Source organism: Actinoplanes couchii, from assembly GCF_016862075.1.
Taxonomy (GTDB): Bacteria; Actinomycetota; Actinomycetes; order Mycobacteriales; family Micromonosporaceae; genus Actinoplanes; species Actinoplanes couchii.
Genome location: NZ_BOMG01000094.1, coordinates 55,152 through 71,862, shown reverse-complemented (window position 1 = coordinate 71,862; position 16,711 = coordinate 55,152). Strand labels below are relative to the sequence as shown.

The window sequence follows — 16,711 nt, the reverse complement described above, 5'->3', positions numbered from 1 at the left end:
GTCAGCTCCTCGAGAACATGGCGAGCATGCGGCGGGTGACCGCGAATCCACCGAAGACGTTGATGCTGGCCAGCAGGATCGCGACACAGGACAGCACGGTGATCAGGTTCTGCTCGCCACCGAGCTGTAGCACGGCGCCGACCACGATGATGCCGCTGATGGCGTTGGTGACCGACATCAGTGGCGTGTGCAGAGCGTGGTGAACCTTGCCGATCACGTAGTACCCGATGACGATCGCCAGCGCGAACACGGTGAGGTGCCCGCGCAGCGCGGCCGGCGAGAAGGCGGTGAGCAGGAACAGGGTGGCCGCTCCCGCACCGACGGCGGTCAACGGGGTGATCCGGCGCCGCCCGGCCGCATTCCCGTTCCTCACACCCGCCCCAGCCCCAGCCGTCTTCCCCTTGCCCGATTTTTCTCCATTTTTCGTGACATGATGATCGGGGCCAGCCGCGGAGAGCACGCCGGACGCGGAACCGGGCGCGGCGGGCGCGGACGGCGCGGCGGACACCGCCACCGGCGGTGGGGGCCATGTCAGCTCCCCCTCCCGCACCACCGTGATCCCGCGCTGGACCACGTCCTCGAAATCCAGGACGAGCTGGCCGTCCTTGGCCGGGGTCATCAGCTTCATCAGGTTCACGAGGTTGGTGCCGTACAGCTGGGACGCCTGTGCCGGAAGACGCCCGGCCATGTCGGTGTACCCGATGATCGTCACCCCGCCGGCGGTCACCACGACCTCGCCCGGCACGGCGCCCTCGACGTTGCCCCCGTTGGCGGCTGCCATGTCGACGATCACGCTGCCCGGCCGCATGGTGGCGACCATCTCGGCGGTGATCAGCCGTGGGGCCGGCTTCCCCGGGATGAGCGCGGTGGTGATGATGATGTCGACCTCGGTGGCCTGTCCCGCGTACAGCCGGGCGGCTCGTTCGTTGTAGTCCTCCGACATCTCCTTGGCGTAGCCGGTGGACGAGACCTCGACGTCGGCCGATGCGATCGACAGGTACTCCCCGCCCAGCGACCGGACCTGGTCGGCGACCTCGGGGCGGGGGTCGGTGGCGCGGACCACCGCTCCCAGGCTCCCGGCCGTGCCGATGGCGGCCAGTCCGGCCACGCCCGCCCCGGCGACCAGCACCTTGGCCGGCGGGACCTTGCCCGCGGCGGTGATCTGCCCGGTGAAGAACCGCCCGAACGCGTGGGCCGCCTCGATCACGGCCCGGTATCCGGCGATGTTGGCCATCGAGGAGAGCACGTCGAGCGACTGGGCCCGGGAGATCCGCGGCACCGCGTCCATCGACAGAGCGGTGATCGGGCGGCGCGATAAATCCTCGACCAGCTCGGGATCCAGGCGTGGGCCGAGCATGCCGACGAGCGTGGTGCCCTTGGCGAGTCTGTCACGCTGTGCGACCGGTGGTGGGTTGATCACGAATACGATGTCGGCGGCCAGGGGGTCACCGACGGTGGCGCCGGCGTTCGCGTAGGCCTCGTCGGAGAACGAGGCCGCGGCACCCGCACCGGGCTCGACGACTACCTGATATCCCAGCTTGACGAGCTGTGTGACGGTCGTGGGCGTGGCCGCCACCCGGCGCTCGCCCGGGTCCGGATCCCTCGGTACACCGATGATCATCGTCGACTCCTCGGTAGATGGTGACCTTGAGAACGGCGGGCACGCGTCGCCGGTTCAAGACATCGAGTGATTGTTACCCGCCAGTAGGTACATAGGCCAGAGTCTTGCGCCCCTCAATCATGGGTCGCCGGCACCGGCCGCCGCATCACGGCGAGCGCGATCACCGCAACGAGGAACGCCGCACCGAGCAGGGCGAAGGGCCGGAACAGCAGATACATGTACGGATCCCAGGGCACCCCCGGCCCGGCCAGCAGCCCGATCGTCACGACCACGGTGGCCGGCAGCAGCAGGGCCAGACCGGCCCACAGCAGCGCACTGTCCTGAGGTTTCGCCCGTACCGCGAGGAGGCGGCCGGCCATCAACCCGAGGAGCCAGCCGACGGCGGTGAGCGGCAGCACCGGCCACGGGGGCGTGCGCTCGAACTGCAGGCCGAGCGCCCCGGCCCGGTCCATCACCTGGGAGCCGCACTCCTCGGTGTTCTCCGGGCCGCACCGGTTGGCCGGGTAGGCGCTGACCGTCAGATCGTCCCGGATCGCGTCGAACAGGCCGTCGTCCTCGTCCTCGATCTCCCAGCCCTGGTCCAGGAAACCCTGCCGGGCCCGCGCGACCAGGGCGTCGTAGCCGTCGGCCGGGACGTTCACCGACACCACGGCGTATCCCGCCCGGTAGTCCTCGCTGCCGACGACCGCCGTCCCCGCGGGGCCCCACTGGTGACCGAACAGCACGTCGTACCGCTCGACGAAGTCCGCCGACTCGTCCGGGACCGCGGCCGCGACCAGCGCCCGCGCCTCGGCGTCGGTGGGCAGGTCACCGGCGCCGCGCCAGCCCAGCCAGCCACCGGCGGCCGCACCCAGCGCCGCAATCGTCAGAGCGGCGAGCAACCTTTTCACCGGGATCCTCCACTGTGTCGGTGAGGTCGCATGTTAGGCGGTACTTGCGACAGGCATCGAAGTCGCTCTACCCTGCACCGCAGGAAAGCGCTTTCCCGCATCTAGTGCACACCACGGCGGTCATCCCCACACGTACCGCCGACCATCCCCCGAACGCGCATCCGCATGCGCGGGAACAGGTGAGGCAACGATGAGAACAACAGTCGCACTACGGCTCTCCGCCCTCCTCGGCACCGTCGGCGCGGCCGGCGCGATAGCTCTCGGGGCGCCCGCTCCGAGCGCCGAGGCCGCGGCCGCCGTCGCCGACGGGTTCGCCAGTCAGAACGGTGGCACCACCGGCGGCGCGGGCGGCGCCACCGTCCGGGCCACCACCGGCACCCAGATCCACAGCGCGCTGTGCACCCGGGCCAGCAGCTCGACGCCGATCATCATCCAGGTCGAGGGCACGATCAACCACGGCAACACCACGAAGGTCTCCGGCAGCAGCTGCAACACCGCGGCCGACAAGATCGAGCTGAAGGAGATCAGCAACGTCACGATCATCGGGGTCGGGGCCGGCGCCACCTTCGACCAGCTGGGCATCCACATCCGGGACTCCAGCAACATCATCATCCAGAACGTGACAGTGAAGAACGTGAAGAAGTCCGGGTCGCCGACCTCCAACGGGGGCGACGCGATCGGCATGGAGAGCACGGTCCGCAACGTCTGGGTGGACCACACGACACTCGCCGCCTCGGGTGGTGAGTCGGCCGGTTACGACGGGCTGTTCGACATCAAGGACGACGTCAAGTACGTCACCCTGTCCTACAGCACGCTCAGCAACTCCGGACGTGGTGGCCTGATCGGCTCCAGCGAGACCGACACCGCCAACTCGTTCATCACGTTCCACCACAACAAATACTCCAACATCGATTCGCGTACGCCGTTGCTGCGCGGCGGGATCGCGCACATCTACAACAACCACTACGTCGGGCTGGTCGAGTCGGGGATCAACTCCCGGGCCGGAGCCAAGGCGAAGGTGGACAACAACTACTTCCAGAACTCGAAGGACGTGCTCGGCACCTTCTACACCGACCAGGCCGGGTACTGGCAGGTCTCCGGGAACATCTTCGACAACGTGACCTGGTCGTCACCCGGTTCGGAGAACAACCCGGCCGGCCCGAACGTCACCTCGAACACCACGGTCAGCATCCCCTACTCGTTCACCGCCGACACCGCGTCCTGCGTCCCGTCGGTGGTCGCCTCGACCGCTGGCGCGAACACCGGCCTGAAGGTGTCCACCGGCTCGTGCGGTGTCACGTCACCGTCGCCGACCACGTCCAACCCGTCATCCCCGTCGCCGTCACCGTCCACCTCGCCCACCGGCAACCCGACCGGCGTGAACCTGAGCATCGGCGCGGGTTCGGACGGTTCCAGCAAGGCCTCCGGCACCAGTTACGGCGACGTCCGGGACGGGAACCTGACCACGTTCTGGTCCCCGAGCGGCGCCACCGGCGACATCTCCATCAAGTGGGGCACGGCCACCACGGTCTCGAAAATCAACATCCGCGAGGCCTCGGGCTCGTCGATCGGCGCCTACCAGGTCCTGAACGGCGCGACCGGAGCCGTCCTCAAGTCCGGCACCGGCGGCGGCGTGATCACCTTCAGCGCCACCTCCACCACGAAGATCACCTTCAAGATCACCAGCTCCTCCGGTACGCCGAAGGTGGCCGAGTTCGAGACCTACGCCAGCTGACAGCCATCGTGCGGCCGGAGGGTTCAGCCCTCCGGCCGCACCGGCACTTTTCCCGGCCCTGATCTAATTCCTGGATGACGGATGAGCCGCTGACGTGGGGTGTCGTCGCCAACGTCAGCCTGGATGTGTTCACTCATCAGGAGACCGGGGTCAAACGGCCGGGGACTCGGCACTTCGTGCCCGGGGCGAAGGTCTGGGTGCTGCCGGTCAGCTGGGGGGACGGTGGGCAGCAGCGCTTCGTGGTCGGCATGCGGCGTGGGACCGGCGGGCGTGGCCTCATCCGGCTGGTGATGAACACCGACTTCTTCGTGAACCATCGGCTCAAGCCGGTGCACAGCCCGGCTGTCCACGCCGCCATGGGTCAACCCCGGGACGACGGCCGGACACCCCGGCTGTACGAATCGCGGGACGAGGCTCAGCGCAGTGTCGACTCGGCGAAATGGGTTCGGACCCGGGTCAACCATCTCGGCCTCACCGACGATCCGGGGCTGATGCATCACGCCGACGAGACCTGCGTGTTCTGCGACGGGCGCGATGCCGCCCGCGGCGGCAGCGACGTCAACCCCTACCCGGCGGTCACCGAGCATGCTGCGGGAAGCGTCGACTTCTGGGGCACCGACCACGGGCTGTGGCGGTGTGGCTGGCTCACCGAGACGCATCAGCGGGATCCGGGGCGGATCGGTGACCTCGGCGTTCGTCATCTCGCTCTGCAGCGCCGTCGGGTTCGGCGGTCGGCGGGCACGCTGGCCCGGACCGCGGTGGGGCGGACCGTCGCCGAGCTGGAGGCGGACGGCATCGGGCGCAACCGGCTCCGGTTCGTCCGCGGTGACTACCAGCCCCGGCTGCTCGACGGCGTGGTCCACGCCTGGCTGGACGACGAGAACCGGGTGGTGCGGACCCAGTCCGGGTGACCGGCCCGGCTTCGGGGCCGGCCCTGGCTCCGGCTCCGGCTCCGGCTCCGGTGACGGACGCATCCGCCCGGCGGTCGCCGGGCGGTCCGGGCGGGCCGCCTGCCTCGCGGGGTGGCCACGGGAGTGGTAGTGCGGCGAAGTGCTCCGGTGGCGTACCGGCGAAGGGTCCTGGTCTCCGGCACAATCGACGGTCATGGCTTTCTCGCGTGTCGCCGGGGTCGCGGGCCTCGGGTTCGTCGCCGTTCTGATCGTGGCCAATCTGCTGCTCACCGTGGCCGGGTTCCCCACCCCGTCCGAGGCGGTGTCGGTCGCGGAGATCACCGCCGTCTACGCCTCCGGGGGCGGAACCCTGCGGCTGGCGTCGGCGCTGTTGCCGGCTGCCTGGCTGCTGGCCACGGTCTTCGCCGTCGGGGTGTGCCTGGTGCTCGGCCGGGACGCGCGGGGGCGGCTGGATCCGTGGGCGGTGGTCGGGCTCGGTGGGGTGCTGATGCAGTCGGTGGTGTTCACCGCGGTGGAGGCGACCCGGCTGGCGGTGATGTCCGCGGCGGCGCACGATCCGGGCTCGGTCGGTGGGCTGTGGGCGCTGCACACCGCGCTGTTCGGGTTCAACCAGGTGTTCCTGGCGACGGCGTTGTTCGGGCTGTCGGCGGCCGGCATCCGGAACGGCGTCATCGGGCGGTGGCACGCGCGCACCGGGATCGCCGCCGGATCGCTGCTGTTCGTCACCGCGACGACCAGCCCGTACGGGGTGGACGGCACCAATCCGCTCGCCCTGCTCGGGCTGGCCGGATGGCTGCTGTGGGTGGGCTGGATCGCGGCGTTCGGCGTCGTCCTGCTCCGGCGTACCGAAAGATGAACCGGGCCGTGACAGTCACGGCCCGGTTTCACCGTCAGCGCTGCTGGGTCAGCAGGCCCGGGCGGTAGGGCCACTGGCCGTAGTCGCCGCCGGAGCCGGGCGCGCGGCCCTGGTAGAGCAGTTGCAGGTTGCACGGGTCGACGGTCATCGTCTGGTCGGCGCTGGTGCGCAGCAGCTCACCGTGGCTGATGTCGTTGGTCCAGGTGGCGCCGCTGTTGGCCTTGCCGGCGAACGGGTTGCTCTGGGTGGCCGCGTTCGGTGTCCACGAGCCGTTCAGGCTGGTGGCGGTGAACGAGCGGAAGAAGCGGCCGTTGGAGCCCTGCGCCTCGACGATCATCAGGTACTGGTTCTGGCCCTGCACCTTGTAGACCTGCGGCGCCTCGAACAGGTTCTCCGCGGTGTCGCTCATGATCGTGGTGTAGGAGGAGCCGAAGTTGCCGGGGAAGTTCCCGATCGGCATCGACGCGCGGTAGATCTTGCCGTTGTCACCGGCGAAGAACAGGTACATGTTCGTGCCGTCACCGATGACGGTCTGGTCGATCGGGCCGGTGCCGGACCCGGTGATCGACCCGGTGAACAGTGGTTGGGCCGCGGACCAGCCGTTCGGGTTGGTCGGGTCGCTGGACGTGCGGTACATGAACGGCGCCGCACCCCACTGGTAGGTCAGCACCCAGATGTTCTTCGGCGCGAAGTAGAACAGCGACGGCGCCACGGCTCGCTGGGACATCGCGTTCTGGGATGCCGAGGCCATCTCCGACCAGTTGGTGAACAGGCCGAAGTTCATCGAACCCCAGTCGCTGCCGGCGCCGACGCCGTGGTTGGTGGCATAGACCAACTGCTTGCCGTTGTACGGCGCGACGGTGAAGTCCTTGAGCGACACCCAGCCGGACCGGGGCGTGGCCAGCTGACCGGTCGACGACCAGCGGTACGACGACGGCAGCGTGCACGAGCCGGACGGCGGCGGTGTGGTGGGGCCGCTTCCGCCGACGCGGACCAGCTGCCACTGCTGGTTGGCGCCGTTCCAGTCGGAGTACTGGACGATGTTGGCGTTGTCCGCGGTGGACGCGCCCTGCACCTCGACGGCCTTGCCGCTGTTGCGGTTGATCAGCTGGATGTAGCCGTCGACGTCCTGGACGCTGAACTGCTGGTTGGTGGTGTTGTTGTCGGTCCACTGGACGATCGAGCCACCATCGGCGGTCGAGAAGTTGTAGACCTCCAGGACCTTGCCGGAGTGCCGCGACTTGAGCCGGTAGAACCCGCCGCCCGAGTCGACGAACTGCCACTGCTGCTGGGCCTGGTCGTTGCGGGTCCACTGGGTGATCCGCGCCCCGTCGGCCGTGGACAGGTTGTAGACGTCCAGGGCCTTGCCGCTGGTGCGGTTGACCAGCACGTACGACGCGCTGGTGTCGATCGTCGCCGCCTGCGCGGGGGACGCGGTAACGGCCGCCACTCCCCCGCCGGCCAGCAGAATCACCGCGGCGACGGCGGCGCGCCATCGGCCACGACGCGGCGGTACGGGTGGGTTGATGCCTGTGGTCATGCGGTGTGCTCCTCACCGAACGGGGTTGGGGATGGAGGAAACTGCGGTGCACGGGGTCACCCGCGGGTGCAGGTGGCTCCGTTCAGGGCGAACGCCGCCGGCGCCGCGCTGTCGCCGGTGTGCGTGGCCTGGTATCCGAAGCCGGCCGAGGCGCCGGGCGCGATCGTCGCGTTGTAGCCCGCGTCGGTGGCGGTGGTCCGCCCGGCGGTGGTCGTCAGGGTGGCGTTCCAGCCCCCGGTGATCGTCTGCCCGGCCGGCAGCGCGAAGGCGAGCGTCCATCCGCTGATCGGGGTGGTCCCGGTGTTGGTGACGGTCAGGTCGGCGGTCAGCCCGGTGTTCCAGGCGTTGACGGTGCTGGTCACCCGACACGCCGCGGACGACGAGGGGGGCGGCGAGGACGGCGACGAGGGCGGCGACGACGGTGTGGTGCTGCCGAACTGGGCGAAGAACTGCCACACCTCACCGGAGACCCACGACGTCGAGGCGTTGCGGTCGGTCGGCAGTGGCACGTGGTCGCCGTCGAAGGCGGCCCAGCGCACCGGATAGCCGGCCCGGCATCCGGTGTAGGCCGTGGTCACGTGGGTTCCGCTGCCCTGCCCCGGTTCTGGCGGGTTCTGCGCGGCGCATCCGTTGGCGCGGACGAAGGTGTCCCGGATCGAGCGGCCCTGGGAGATGTTCAGGACGCTGTCGCGGATGCCGTGGATGCCGAAGTAGGCGACCGGGCCGGACGCCCCGGAGCAACCGCTGAGGTTGGCGCCGGCGATGGGTGCGACCGCCCGGAAGACGGTGGGGCGGGCACAGGCCAGGGCGTAGCTCATCGCGCCGCCGTAGCTGAAGCCGAGCGCGAATCGCTGGGACGTGTCCACGCACAGGTCGTTCTCGACGGCGCGCAGGATGTCGTCGACCAGGGTGACGTCCCGGCCGCCGGTGTTGGCCCAGCCGGCGTCCAGGCCCTGCGGGGCGATGAAGACGGCGCTGTCGCCGGAGCGCTGCTGCAATCCGTAGAAGCCGTTGGCGACCACGTCGGCGGCGCTCCCGTTGAGCCAGTGCAGGCCGACGACCAGCCGGTACGGCCGGCTGCTGGTGTATCCGGACGGCAGGCGCAGGGAGTAGGTGCGGGCCCGGCCGCCGCTCTGGATCGTGTGGGTGCCGTCCCGCAGAGTGGCCGTCTTCCCGCAGCCGGCGGTGGGCGCCGCGGCCGCGCTGCCCGGGCCGGTGAGGACGGCTGTCGCGGCCACCACGAGCATCGCCGTGAGGGCGACGACGGCACCGAGCACGGCGCGGTTCCCTGATCTTGGCTGGGCCACCGGAAGCCTCCCGAAAGTATCGGCATTCATAAATTGCCGGGGATTTCTGCGATGTTACGGGAGCGCTCCCGGTTTTCTCAATGAAGAATGGCGTCTCCATTTTCTCCGAATCCGATTCGGGCAGGTATGGGCAGGTGAATGCCGGGCGTAACACTTTCCAGCGAACAATTCTCCGCAGATGGTGCGACAAGATGGGGCCGGAAAACTGTTACGGAATGCCTCGCGCCGAAGTCCACGACTTCCCGGAAGTTCCGACGTCCGCCCTGAAAAAATCCGAATCCGGAGACCTGGCCGGTAGTGTCGGCGCTACTCCCGTAAGTTTCGGAGGTGGCGACTGCCACCTGTTCGGAACGAGCGGTCCGCAGAGGCTTGGGAATGCACTTTCCGGCGGCTTGAGCTGGTGATTTCCCTCGGTCGGGACACGGAGATCATCTTCGGTATTTCCGAAAGGTTTCCGGAAGTTGTTGACAGTCGGGCGGCGGGCACGCCACGATCTCGCCATGACGGAGGTCGATGGCCGTCATCTCCCGTGGCGGCGGCATTTCCCCATCCGCGCCATCGGGCTGTTCCCCGACAGCCGTTCCGGAGGAGGAACACTGACATGACCGCAGCTCTCACCCGACGCTTCCGCTTACTGGCAGGTGTCGCCGGCGTGTTCGCGCTGACGCTGGCCGCCGTGGCGGTGGGCGGGCCGGCCCGCGCCGAGGCCGACCGGACCCTCACCTCGAACCTGACCGGCACCCACAACGGCTACTACTTCTCGTTCTGGAAGGACAGCGGCAACGCGAGCATGACGCTGCGCGCCGACGGCCGGTACTCCAGCAGCTGGGACCGCAGCACCAACAACTGGGTCGGCGGCAAGGGCTGGGCCACCGGCACCCGCCGCACGGTCACCTACTCGGGCACCTACAACCCGGGCAACAACAACACCTATCTGGCGCTGTACGGGTGGACCCGGAACCCGTTGATCGAGTACTACGTGGTGGAGAACTTCGGCAGCTACAACCCGAGCAGCGGCGCCACCCGGCTGGGCACCGTCACCACCGACGGCGGCACCTACGACATCCTGCGCAGCCTGCGCACCAACGCGCCGTCGATCGACGGGATCCAGACGTTCTACCAGTACTGGAGCGTCCGGCAGCAGAAGCGCAGCTCCGGCACGATCACCACGGCGAACCACTTCGACGCGTGGGCGCGGGCCGGGCTGAACCTGGGCACCAACCACGCCTACCAGGTGATGGCGACCGAGGGGTACCAGAGCGCCGGCAGCTCGGACATCACCGTCCGGGAGGGCAGCGGTGGCGGCACCACCACACCGCCGCCGTCCGGGAACTGCACCGCCACGCTGTCGGCCGGTGAGCAGTTCGGTGACCGGTTCAACCTCAACGTCGCGGTCGCCAACACCAGCAACTGGACCGTCACGCTGAACCTCAACGGCGGCCAGAGCATCCAGAACAGCTGGAACGCCGCGGTCACCGGCACCAGTGGCACGGTCACCGCGCGGCCGAACGGCAACGGCAACAACTTCGGCATCACCGTGATGGCCAACGGCAACTGGACCTGGCCGACCATCTCCTGCCAGACGAGCTGACCACCCTTGGTGCGGCGGCCGGTCCGCCCGCTGCCGCACCACCCCCAGTGGAGGGACCTCGATGACCATCGCCAAGGCAGCCGTCGCTCCGCTGCTGGTACGGAACCCGGTGCTGCCCGGCTTCCACCCGGACCCGTCGATCCTGCGCACCGGCGCCGGCTACTTCATCGCGACCTCGACGTTCGAGTGGTACCCGGGCGTCCGGATCCACCACTCGGCCGACCTGGTCACCTGGCAGCCGCTCGGTGGGGTGCTGACCGAACGGCGGCTGCTCGACCTGACCGGGACCGCCGACTCGTGCGGGGTGTGGGCGCCGAACCTCACCCACGCGCACGGGCTGTTCCACCTGCTCTACACCGACGTCGCCACGTTCGCGGCCGGGTACTGGGATCCGCAGAACTACCTGACCACCGCACCGGACATCACCGGGCCCTGGTCGGATCCGGTGGCGCTGCACGGGCGGGGTTTCGACGCCTCGCTGTTCCACGACGACGACGGGATCAGCTGGATGCTGTCGATGCGGGCGGACTGGCGGCCCGGCCGCAACCGGTTCGCCGGCATCTCCATCCAGCAGTACGACCACCGGGACCGCCGCCTGGTCGGCCCCGAGTACCTGATCTTCGAGGGCACGGCGGCCGGGCTCACCGAGGCGCCGGTCGTGCACCACCGGGACGGCTGGTACTACCTGATCACCGCGGAGGGTGGCACCGGACTGACCCACCAGATCACCGTCGCCCGGTCCCGGCGGCTGCTCGGCCCGTACCGGGTGGACCCGGCCGGGCCGATGCTCACCTCGGCCGGTCGCCCGGACCTCGCGCTGCAGAAAGCCGGCCACGGCAGCCTGGTGCGAACCCCGGACGGCGAGTGGTACCTGGCGTACCTGGCCGCCCGCCCGTACCAGCCGTCCGGCCGGTGTGTCCTGGGCCGGGAGACCGCCCTGCAGCGGGTGGACTGGCCGGCCGGCGGCTGGCCGCGGGTTCCGGGCGGGATTCCGGCCGAGAGCTACCCGGCGCCCGCCGCGAGCACCGCCACGGTCCGGCCGGTGCCGCCCGGGCAGGACGAGGACGACCACTTCGACACGCCACGGCTCGGTGTCGACTGGTCGACGCTGCGCCGGCCGGCCACACCGGACTGGGTGGACCTGACCAGCCGCCCGTCGCACCTGCGGATCCTGGGCGGCCGATCGCCGATGACCAGGCACCAACCGAGTCTGGTGGCCCGCAGGGTGACCGCGCCGCGCAGCACGTTCGAGGCGGTCTGCGAGTTCGAGCCGCGTAATTTCCGGCAGCTGGCCGGTGTCACGGCGTACTACAACTCCCGCAACTGGTACTTCCTGCACGTCACGGCCGACGACGACGGCGCGCCGATCCTGGGCGTGCTGTGCTGCGACAGCGGGCGGGTCACCACCGCGTCGGTGCCGCCGGTCCCGCTGGGCGGCGTCCGCCGGACCGGCCTGCGGGTCAGTCTGGACGGCCCGGACCTGACCTTCGCCTTCACGACCGAACCCGAGTCGGGAACCGGCTGGCGCGAGCTCAGCCACACGTTCGACGCCACCACCCTGTCCGACGAGTACGCCGCCACGATGACGCCCGGCGAGCCCGAGGCCTGGGGTTTCACCGGCGCGTTCGTCGGCCTCTGGGTGCAGGACCTGGGCGCCGAGGGCGGCTACGCCGACTTCGACCGGGCCACCTACCGCACGCGCTGACCATTCCCCGATCCCTTAGGAGACCCCGCTCCGATGAAAACATCAACCCGATGGCGTACAACCGCCGTCACCGGCTTGGTCGTCGTCCTGACCGCCGCGACAGCGATCCTGTCGCCGGGCACGTCCAACGCGGGCACTACATTGGGCGCGTCCGCCGCCGAGCGCGGCAGGTACTTCGGTGTCGCGATCGCCGGCGGACGGCTGGGCGACTCGCAGTACACGACCATCGCGAACCGTGAGTTCGACATGGTCACCGCCGAGAACGAGATGAAGCTCGACGCGACCGAGCCCAACCAGAACCAGTTCAGCTTCTCCTCCGGTGACCGGATCGTGAACTGGGCGATCAGCAACGGCAAGCGGGTCCGCGGGCACACCCTGGCCTGGCACTCCCAGCAGCCGGGCTGGATGCAGAACATGAGCGGCAGCAATCTGCGCAACGCCATGCTCAATCACGTCACCCGGGTCGCGACCTACTACCGCGGCAAGATCCACTCCTGGGACGTGGTGAACGAGGCGTTCGCCGACGGATCCTCCGGCGCCCGCCGTGACTCGAACCTGCAGCGCACCGGCAACGACTGGATCGAGGCGGCGTTCCGGGCCGCGCGGGCCGCCGACCCCGGCGCGAAGCTCTGCTACAACGACTACAACACCGACAACTGGTCACACGCGAAGACCCAGGCCGTCTACCGGATGGTCCAGGACTTCAAGCAGCGTGGGGTGCCGATCGACTGTGTCGGGTTCCAGGCGCACTTCAACAGCGGCAACCCGGTGCCGAACAACTACCACACCACCCTGCAGAACTTCGCCGACCTCGGTGTCGACGTGCAGATCACCGAACTGGACATCGAGGGCTCCGGCAGCGGTCAGGCCGAGCAGTACCGCGGCATCGTCCAGGCCTGCCTGGCGGTCACCCGGTGCAACGGGATCACCGTCTGGGGCGTGCGCGACAGCGACTCGTGGCGCGCCTCCGGCACCCCGCTGCTGTTCAACGGCAACGGGCAGAAGAAGGCGGCGTACGACGCCGTGCTCGCCGCCCTGAACAACGGCGGCTCCAGCCCCGGCCCGTCGCCGAGCCAGCCCGGTGGGACCTGCACCGCCACCTACAGCGAGGGCCAGAAGTGGAACGACCGCTTCAACGGCCAGGTGACCGTCACCGGCTCCGACGACTGGATCGTCACGGTGACGGTGTCCTCGGCCCCAGCGCATCACCGCCACCTGGAACGTCACCGCCTCCTGGGACTCCAGCGGCACCGTGATGACCGGCCGCCCGAACGGCAACGGCAACTCCTTCGGCTTCACCGTTCAGCACGGTGGCAACTGGACGTGGCCCGCGCTGACCTGCCGTACCGCCTGACCGAGAATCGAAAGGTAGATCTTTGATGCGACCATCCAGAACCCTTGCCGTGGCAGCCGCGCTGGCGTTGTCCGCCACCGGCGCGGCCGCCTGCTCCAGCGACGACGACGGCGACGCCGGATCCGATGGCAAGGTCACCATGCAGTTCTGGCACAACGCCACGACCGGCCCCGGCAAGGCGTTCTGGGACAAGACGGTCGCCGACTTCCAGACCGCCAACCCGAACGTCACCATCAAGATCCAGTCGGTGCAGAACGAGGATCTCGACGGCAAGCTGCAGACCTCGCTGAACTCCGGTTCGGCGCCGGACATCTTCCTGCAGCGCGGTGGCGGCAAGATGGCCGCGATGGTCGAGGCCGGACAGCTCAAGGACATCACCGGCGAGATCAGCGACGCCACCAAGCAGTCGGTCGGTGAGGCGGCTCTGGGCACCGGGCAGGTCGACGGCAAGTCGTACGCCATACCGGTCTCGATCCTGCCCGGCGGTTTCTGGTACAGCAAGAACCTGCTCGCCGACGCCGGCGTGACCACGCCGCCCACCACGATCGAGGAGCTCAGCGCCGCGGTCACCAAGCTGAAGGCGAAGAACACGCCGATCGCCCTCGGCGCCAAGGACGCCTGGCCGGCCGCCCACTGGTACTACTTCTTCGCCCTGCGCGCGTGCGCCCCGGCCGCACTGGACGCCGCCGCCGAGGACAAGAACTTCAGCGACCCCTGCTGGACGAAGGCCGGCAACGACCTCAAGTCCTTCGCCGACACGAAACCGTTCCACGAGGGGTTCCTGACCACCTCCGCCCAGCAGGGGGCGGGAAGTTCCGCCGGACTGGTCGCCAACTACAAGGCCAGCATGGAACTGATGGGGGCCTGGGATCCGGGTGTGATCGCCTCGCTCACCAAGGACACCAAGCCGCTGCCGGACCTGGGGTTCTTCCCGTTCCCGGCGGTCGCGGGCGGGCAGGGGGATCCGGCCGCGATCATGGGCGGGGCGGACGGCTTCTCGTGCTCGGCGCAGGCGCCGAAGCAGTGCTCCGACTTCCTGAACTACATCCTGACCAAGGACGTGCAGGAGGGTTACTACCAGGCGTTCAACGCGCTGCCGGTCAGCAAAGAGGCGCAGGGCGCGGTCACCGAGGACTACCTCAAGGCCGTTCTGGACGCGTACAACAAGGCTCCTTTCGTCTCGCAATGGCTGGACACGATCTACGGCCAGAACGTCGGCAACGCCCTCAACGTCGGTGTGGTGAACCTGCTCGCCGGCAAGGGCGACGTCGCCGGCATCATCCAGTCCGTCAACGACGCGGCCAAGAAGGGCTGACAGTTGACCAGCACCACAGTCACCCGGGACGGAGCCGGCGTCGCCACGCCGGCTCCGCTCCGCCCCCGCCGGCGCGGGATCGGCTGGGCCCAGCGGCTGGAGATCACGGTCCTGACCGGTCCGGCCCTGCTCATGTTCGTCGGATTCGTGATCTTCCCGGTCCTGCTGGCCGGTTACTACGGCTTCTACCGGTGGAAGGGATTCGGGGTTCCGACCGACTTCGTCGGGTTCGACAACTACGTCACCATCGTGCAGGACGCCCTGTTCCACGAGGCGCTGTGGCACAACGGCCAGATCGTCGTGCTGTCGCTGGTGCTGCAGGGCCCGATCGCCCTGGTGCTCGCCCTGCTGCTGAACCAGCGGATGCGCGGACAGTCGATCATCCGGGTTCTGATCTTCGTCCCGTACGTCATCGCCGAGGTCATCGTCGCCACCGCCTGGAGCCTCATGCTCCAGACCAACGGCGCGGTCAACGACGTGCTGCGGTCGGTCGGCCTGGACCGGCTGGCCCACGACTGGCTGGCCGACCCGGGACTGGCCATCTGGACCCTGATGCTGATCCTGACCTGGAAGTACGTCGGGTTCGCGGTGATCCTGTTCCTGGCCGGCATGCAGAACATCCCGGACGAACTGCGTGAGGCCGCCGCCGTGGACGGCGCGTCCTACTGGCAGACCCAGCGGCGGATCACCCTGCCGCTGCTCGGGCCGACGATCCGGATCTGGGCCTTCCTGTCGATCATCGGGGCGCTGCAGCTGTTCGATCTGGTCTACATCATCTGGGGCCAGTACGTCGCCTCGACCGCCGGGACCTCGACGATGGCGACGTACATGGTCTCCGAGGGCCGCAACGCGGGCAACTACGGCTACGGCAACGCCGTGGCGGTGGTGCTCTTCTTCATCTCGATGATCATCGCGCTCGTCTACCAGCGTTTTGTCCTGCGCCGCGACGCCCTGCCGGAGGGAAGGTCATGACCGGGAAGAGCAACGGCTGGGGCAATCCGGTCGTCTACCTCGCCGCGCTGCTGCTGATCGGGGTGATGCTGGGGCCGGTCGTCTACATCATCCTCGGCGGGTTCCGGACCAACTCGCAGATCACCACCGACCCGGCCGGGCTGCCGGGCCCGTGGGTGACCGGCAACTACACCGACGTGATGACCAGCGACGTCTTCTGGCGTCAGGCCGGTAACTCGACAGTCGCGGCGCTCGCGACCACGATGGGCGTGGTCGCGCTCGGCGTGATGGCCAGCTATGCCCTGGCCCGCTACCGGTTCCGGGGGCGGGCGGCGATGTACGCGCTGTTCGCCTCCGGCCTGATGTTCCCGGTGACGGTGGCCATCACGCCGCTGTACCTGCTGGTCAAGGAGCTGGGGCTGGTGAACACGCTGCCCGGGGTGATCCTGCCGCAGATCGCGTTCGGGCTGCCCACCACGATCATCATCCTGGTGCCGTTCCTGCGGGCGATCCCGAAGGAGATCGAGGAGGCGGCCGCCATCGACAGGTGCAGCCGGCTCGGGTTCTTCTGGCGGATGGTGCTGCCGCTGTCGGTACCCGGCCTGATCACGGTGGGCATCCTCGCGTTCGTCAACAGCTGGAACAGTTACCTGCTGCCGCTGTTCATCCTCAACGAGCAGGACGGGTTCACCCTGCCGCTGGGGGTGCAGGCGTTCTCCTCCCAGTACTCGGTCGACACCGCGAAGGTCCTGGCGTTCACCTCGCTGTCGATGATTCCGGCCCTGATCTTCTTCAGCCTCTTCGAACGCCGCATCGTCGGCGGCCTGACCGGCGCGGTCAAGGGCTGAACATAAACGGCCGATAAAGACCGCGCTGACGCTGGTCCGACGGGCCGGCCGAAATGATCAAGATCCCCTTTCGGCCGGCGATCGGAC

At 68.9% G+C, this 16,711-nt stretch carries 12 protein-coding genes and 1 pseudogene; 9 read left to right on the top strand and 4 right to left on the bottom strand.

Translation table 11 applies throughout. The features are described 5' to 3' along the window. Position 1: 1 nt before the first annotated feature. Together Aco03nite_RS37250 and Aco03nite_RS37245 are read right to left on the bottom strand one after the other, a co-directional pair. Positions 2-1,621 carry a Re/Si-specific NAD(P)(+) transhydrogenase subunit alpha gene (locus Aco03nite_RS37250; protein ID WP_203804804.1) on the bottom strand — a complete coding sequence of 540 codons (1,620 nt, stop codon included), beginning with the start codon at positions 1,619-1,621 and terminating at the stop codon, positions 2-4. 113 nt (positions 1,622-1,734) lie between these two features. Further along, complete coding sequence (locus Aco03nite_RS37245; protein ID WP_203804802.1) at positions 1,735-2,511, bottom strand: hypothetical protein; 777 nt, start codon at positions 2,509-2,511, stop codon at positions 1,735-1,737. Positions 2,512-2,701: 190 nt separating this feature from the next. On the opposite strand from Aco03nite_RS37245, the gene Aco03nite_RS37240 reads away from it, so the two are divergent. From Aco03nite_RS37240 to Aco03nite_RS37230, 3 genes are all read left to right on the top strand, one after another. Further along, entirely contained in the window at positions 2,702-4,246 is a 1,545-nt protein-coding gene (locus Aco03nite_RS37240; RefSeq protein ID WP_203804800.1) for a pectate lyase family protein, read from the top strand. A gap of 74 nt (positions 4,247-4,320) precedes the next feature. After that, complete coding sequence (locus Aco03nite_RS37235; RefSeq protein ID WP_203804799.1) at positions 4,321-5,157, top strand: hypothetical protein; 837 nt, start codon at positions 4,321-4,323, stop codon at positions 5,155-5,157. Between the two features lie 193 nt (positions 5,158-5,350). Then, positions 5,351-6,013, top strand: coding sequence for a hypothetical protein (locus Aco03nite_RS37230; RefSeq protein WP_203804797.1), 663 nt, complete (start codon positions 5,351-5,353; stop codon positions 6,011-6,013). Positions 6,014-6,047: 34 nt separating this feature from the next. Here Aco03nite_RS37230 and Aco03nite_RS37225 read toward each other — a convergent pair whose 3' ends face one another. Then, on the bottom strand, positions 6,048-7,553 hold the full coding sequence (locus tag Aco03nite_RS37225) for a non-reducing end alpha-L-arabinofuranosidase family hydrolase (protein WP_203804795.1): 1,506 nt from the start codon (positions 7,551-7,553) through the stop codon (positions 6,048-6,050). Between the two features lie 56 nt (positions 7,554-7,609). Further along, positions 7,610-8,830 (bottom strand): CE1 family esterase, encoded by a 1,221-nt coding sequence (locus tag Aco03nite_RS37220; RefSeq protein WP_307837669.1) that lies wholly within the window; start codon positions 8,828-8,830, stop codon positions 7,610-7,612. A 631-nt stretch (positions 8,831-9,461) separates the two neighbouring features. Between Aco03nite_RS37220 and Aco03nite_RS37215 the strand changes: the two genes are divergently transcribed. The 6 genes and pseudogenes from Aco03nite_RS37215 (at position 9,462) to Aco03nite_RS37190 (ending at position 16,624) form a co-directional block, all read left to right on the top strand. Continuing rightward, positions 9,462-10,451, top strand: coding sequence for a glycoside hydrolase family 11 protein (locus Aco03nite_RS37215; RefSeq protein ID WP_203804793.1), 990 nt, complete (start codon positions 9,462-9,464; stop codon positions 10,449-10,451). A 61-nt stretch (positions 10,452-10,512) separates the two neighbouring features. Beyond that, on the top strand, positions 10,513-12,156 hold the full coding sequence (locus tag Aco03nite_RS37210; RefSeq protein WP_203804791.1) for a glycoside hydrolase family 43 protein: 1,644 nt from the start codon (positions 10,513-10,515) through the stop codon (positions 12,154-12,156). Positions 12,157-12,189: 33 nt separating this feature from the next. Continuing rightward, positions 12,190-13,510 (top strand): annotated as a pseudogene (locus tag Aco03nite_RS37205) (glycoside hydrolase family 10 protein). Between the two features lie 25 nt (positions 13,511-13,535). Continuing rightward, entirely contained in the window at positions 13,536-14,825 is a 1,290-nt protein-coding gene (locus Aco03nite_RS37200; RefSeq protein WP_203804789.1) for an ABC transporter substrate-binding protein, read from the top strand. A gap of 3 nt (positions 14,826-14,828) precedes the next feature. After that, a complete protein-coding gene (locus Aco03nite_RS37195) occupies positions 14,829-15,797 on the top strand; it encodes a carbohydrate ABC transporter permease (RefSeq protein ID WP_203804787.1) in 969 nt (322 codons plus the stop codon). Continuing rightward, positions 15,794-16,624, top strand: coding sequence for a carbohydrate ABC transporter permease (locus tag Aco03nite_RS37190; protein WP_203804784.1), 831 nt, complete (start codon positions 15,794-15,796; stop codon positions 16,622-16,624). Before Aco03nite_RS37195 ends, Aco03nite_RS37190 begins: the two co-directional genes overlap by 4 nt. Positions 16,625-16,711 lie beyond the last annotated feature (87 nt).

What these genes read in the sequence shown, in the direction of transcription:
- Aco03nite_RS37225 (WP_203804795.1), bottom strand. Translation starts at nt 7,553, where the DNA reads ATGACCACAGGCATCAACCCACCCGTACCGCCGCGTCGTGGCCGATGG.
- Aco03nite_RS37235 (WP_203804799.1), top strand. Translation starts at nt 4,321, where the DNA reads ATGACGGATGAGCCGCTGACGTGGGGTGTCGTCGCCAACGTCAGCCTG.
- Aco03nite_RS37210 (WP_203804791.1), top strand. Translation starts at nt 10,513, where the DNA reads ATGACCATCGCCAAGGCAGCCGTCGCTCCGCTGCTGGTACGGAACCCG.
- Aco03nite_RS37230 (WP_203804797.1), top strand. Translation starts at nt 5,351, where the DNA reads ATGGCTTTCTCGCGTGTCGCCGGGGTCGCGGGCCTCGGGTTCGTCGCC.
- Aco03nite_RS37250 (WP_203804804.1), bottom strand. Translation starts at nt 1,621, where the DNA reads ATGATCATCGGTGTACCGAGGGATCCGGACCCGGGCGAGCGCCGGGTG.
- Aco03nite_RS37215 (WP_203804793.1), top strand. Translation starts at nt 9,462, where the DNA reads ATGACCGCAGCTCTCACCCGACGCTTCCGCTTACTGGCAGGTGTCGCC.
- Aco03nite_RS37190 (WP_203804784.1), top strand. Translation starts at nt 15,794, where the DNA reads ATGACCGGGAAGAGCAACGGCTGGGGCAATCCGGTCGTCTACCTCGCC.
- Aco03nite_RS37200 (WP_203804789.1), top strand. Translation starts at nt 13,536, where the DNA reads ATGCGACCATCCAGAACCCTTGCCGTGGCAGCCGCGCTGGCGTTGTCC.
- Aco03nite_RS37240 (WP_203804800.1), top strand. Translation starts at nt 2,702, where the DNA reads ATGAGAACAACAGTCGCACTACGGCTCTCCGCCCTCCTCGGCACCGTC.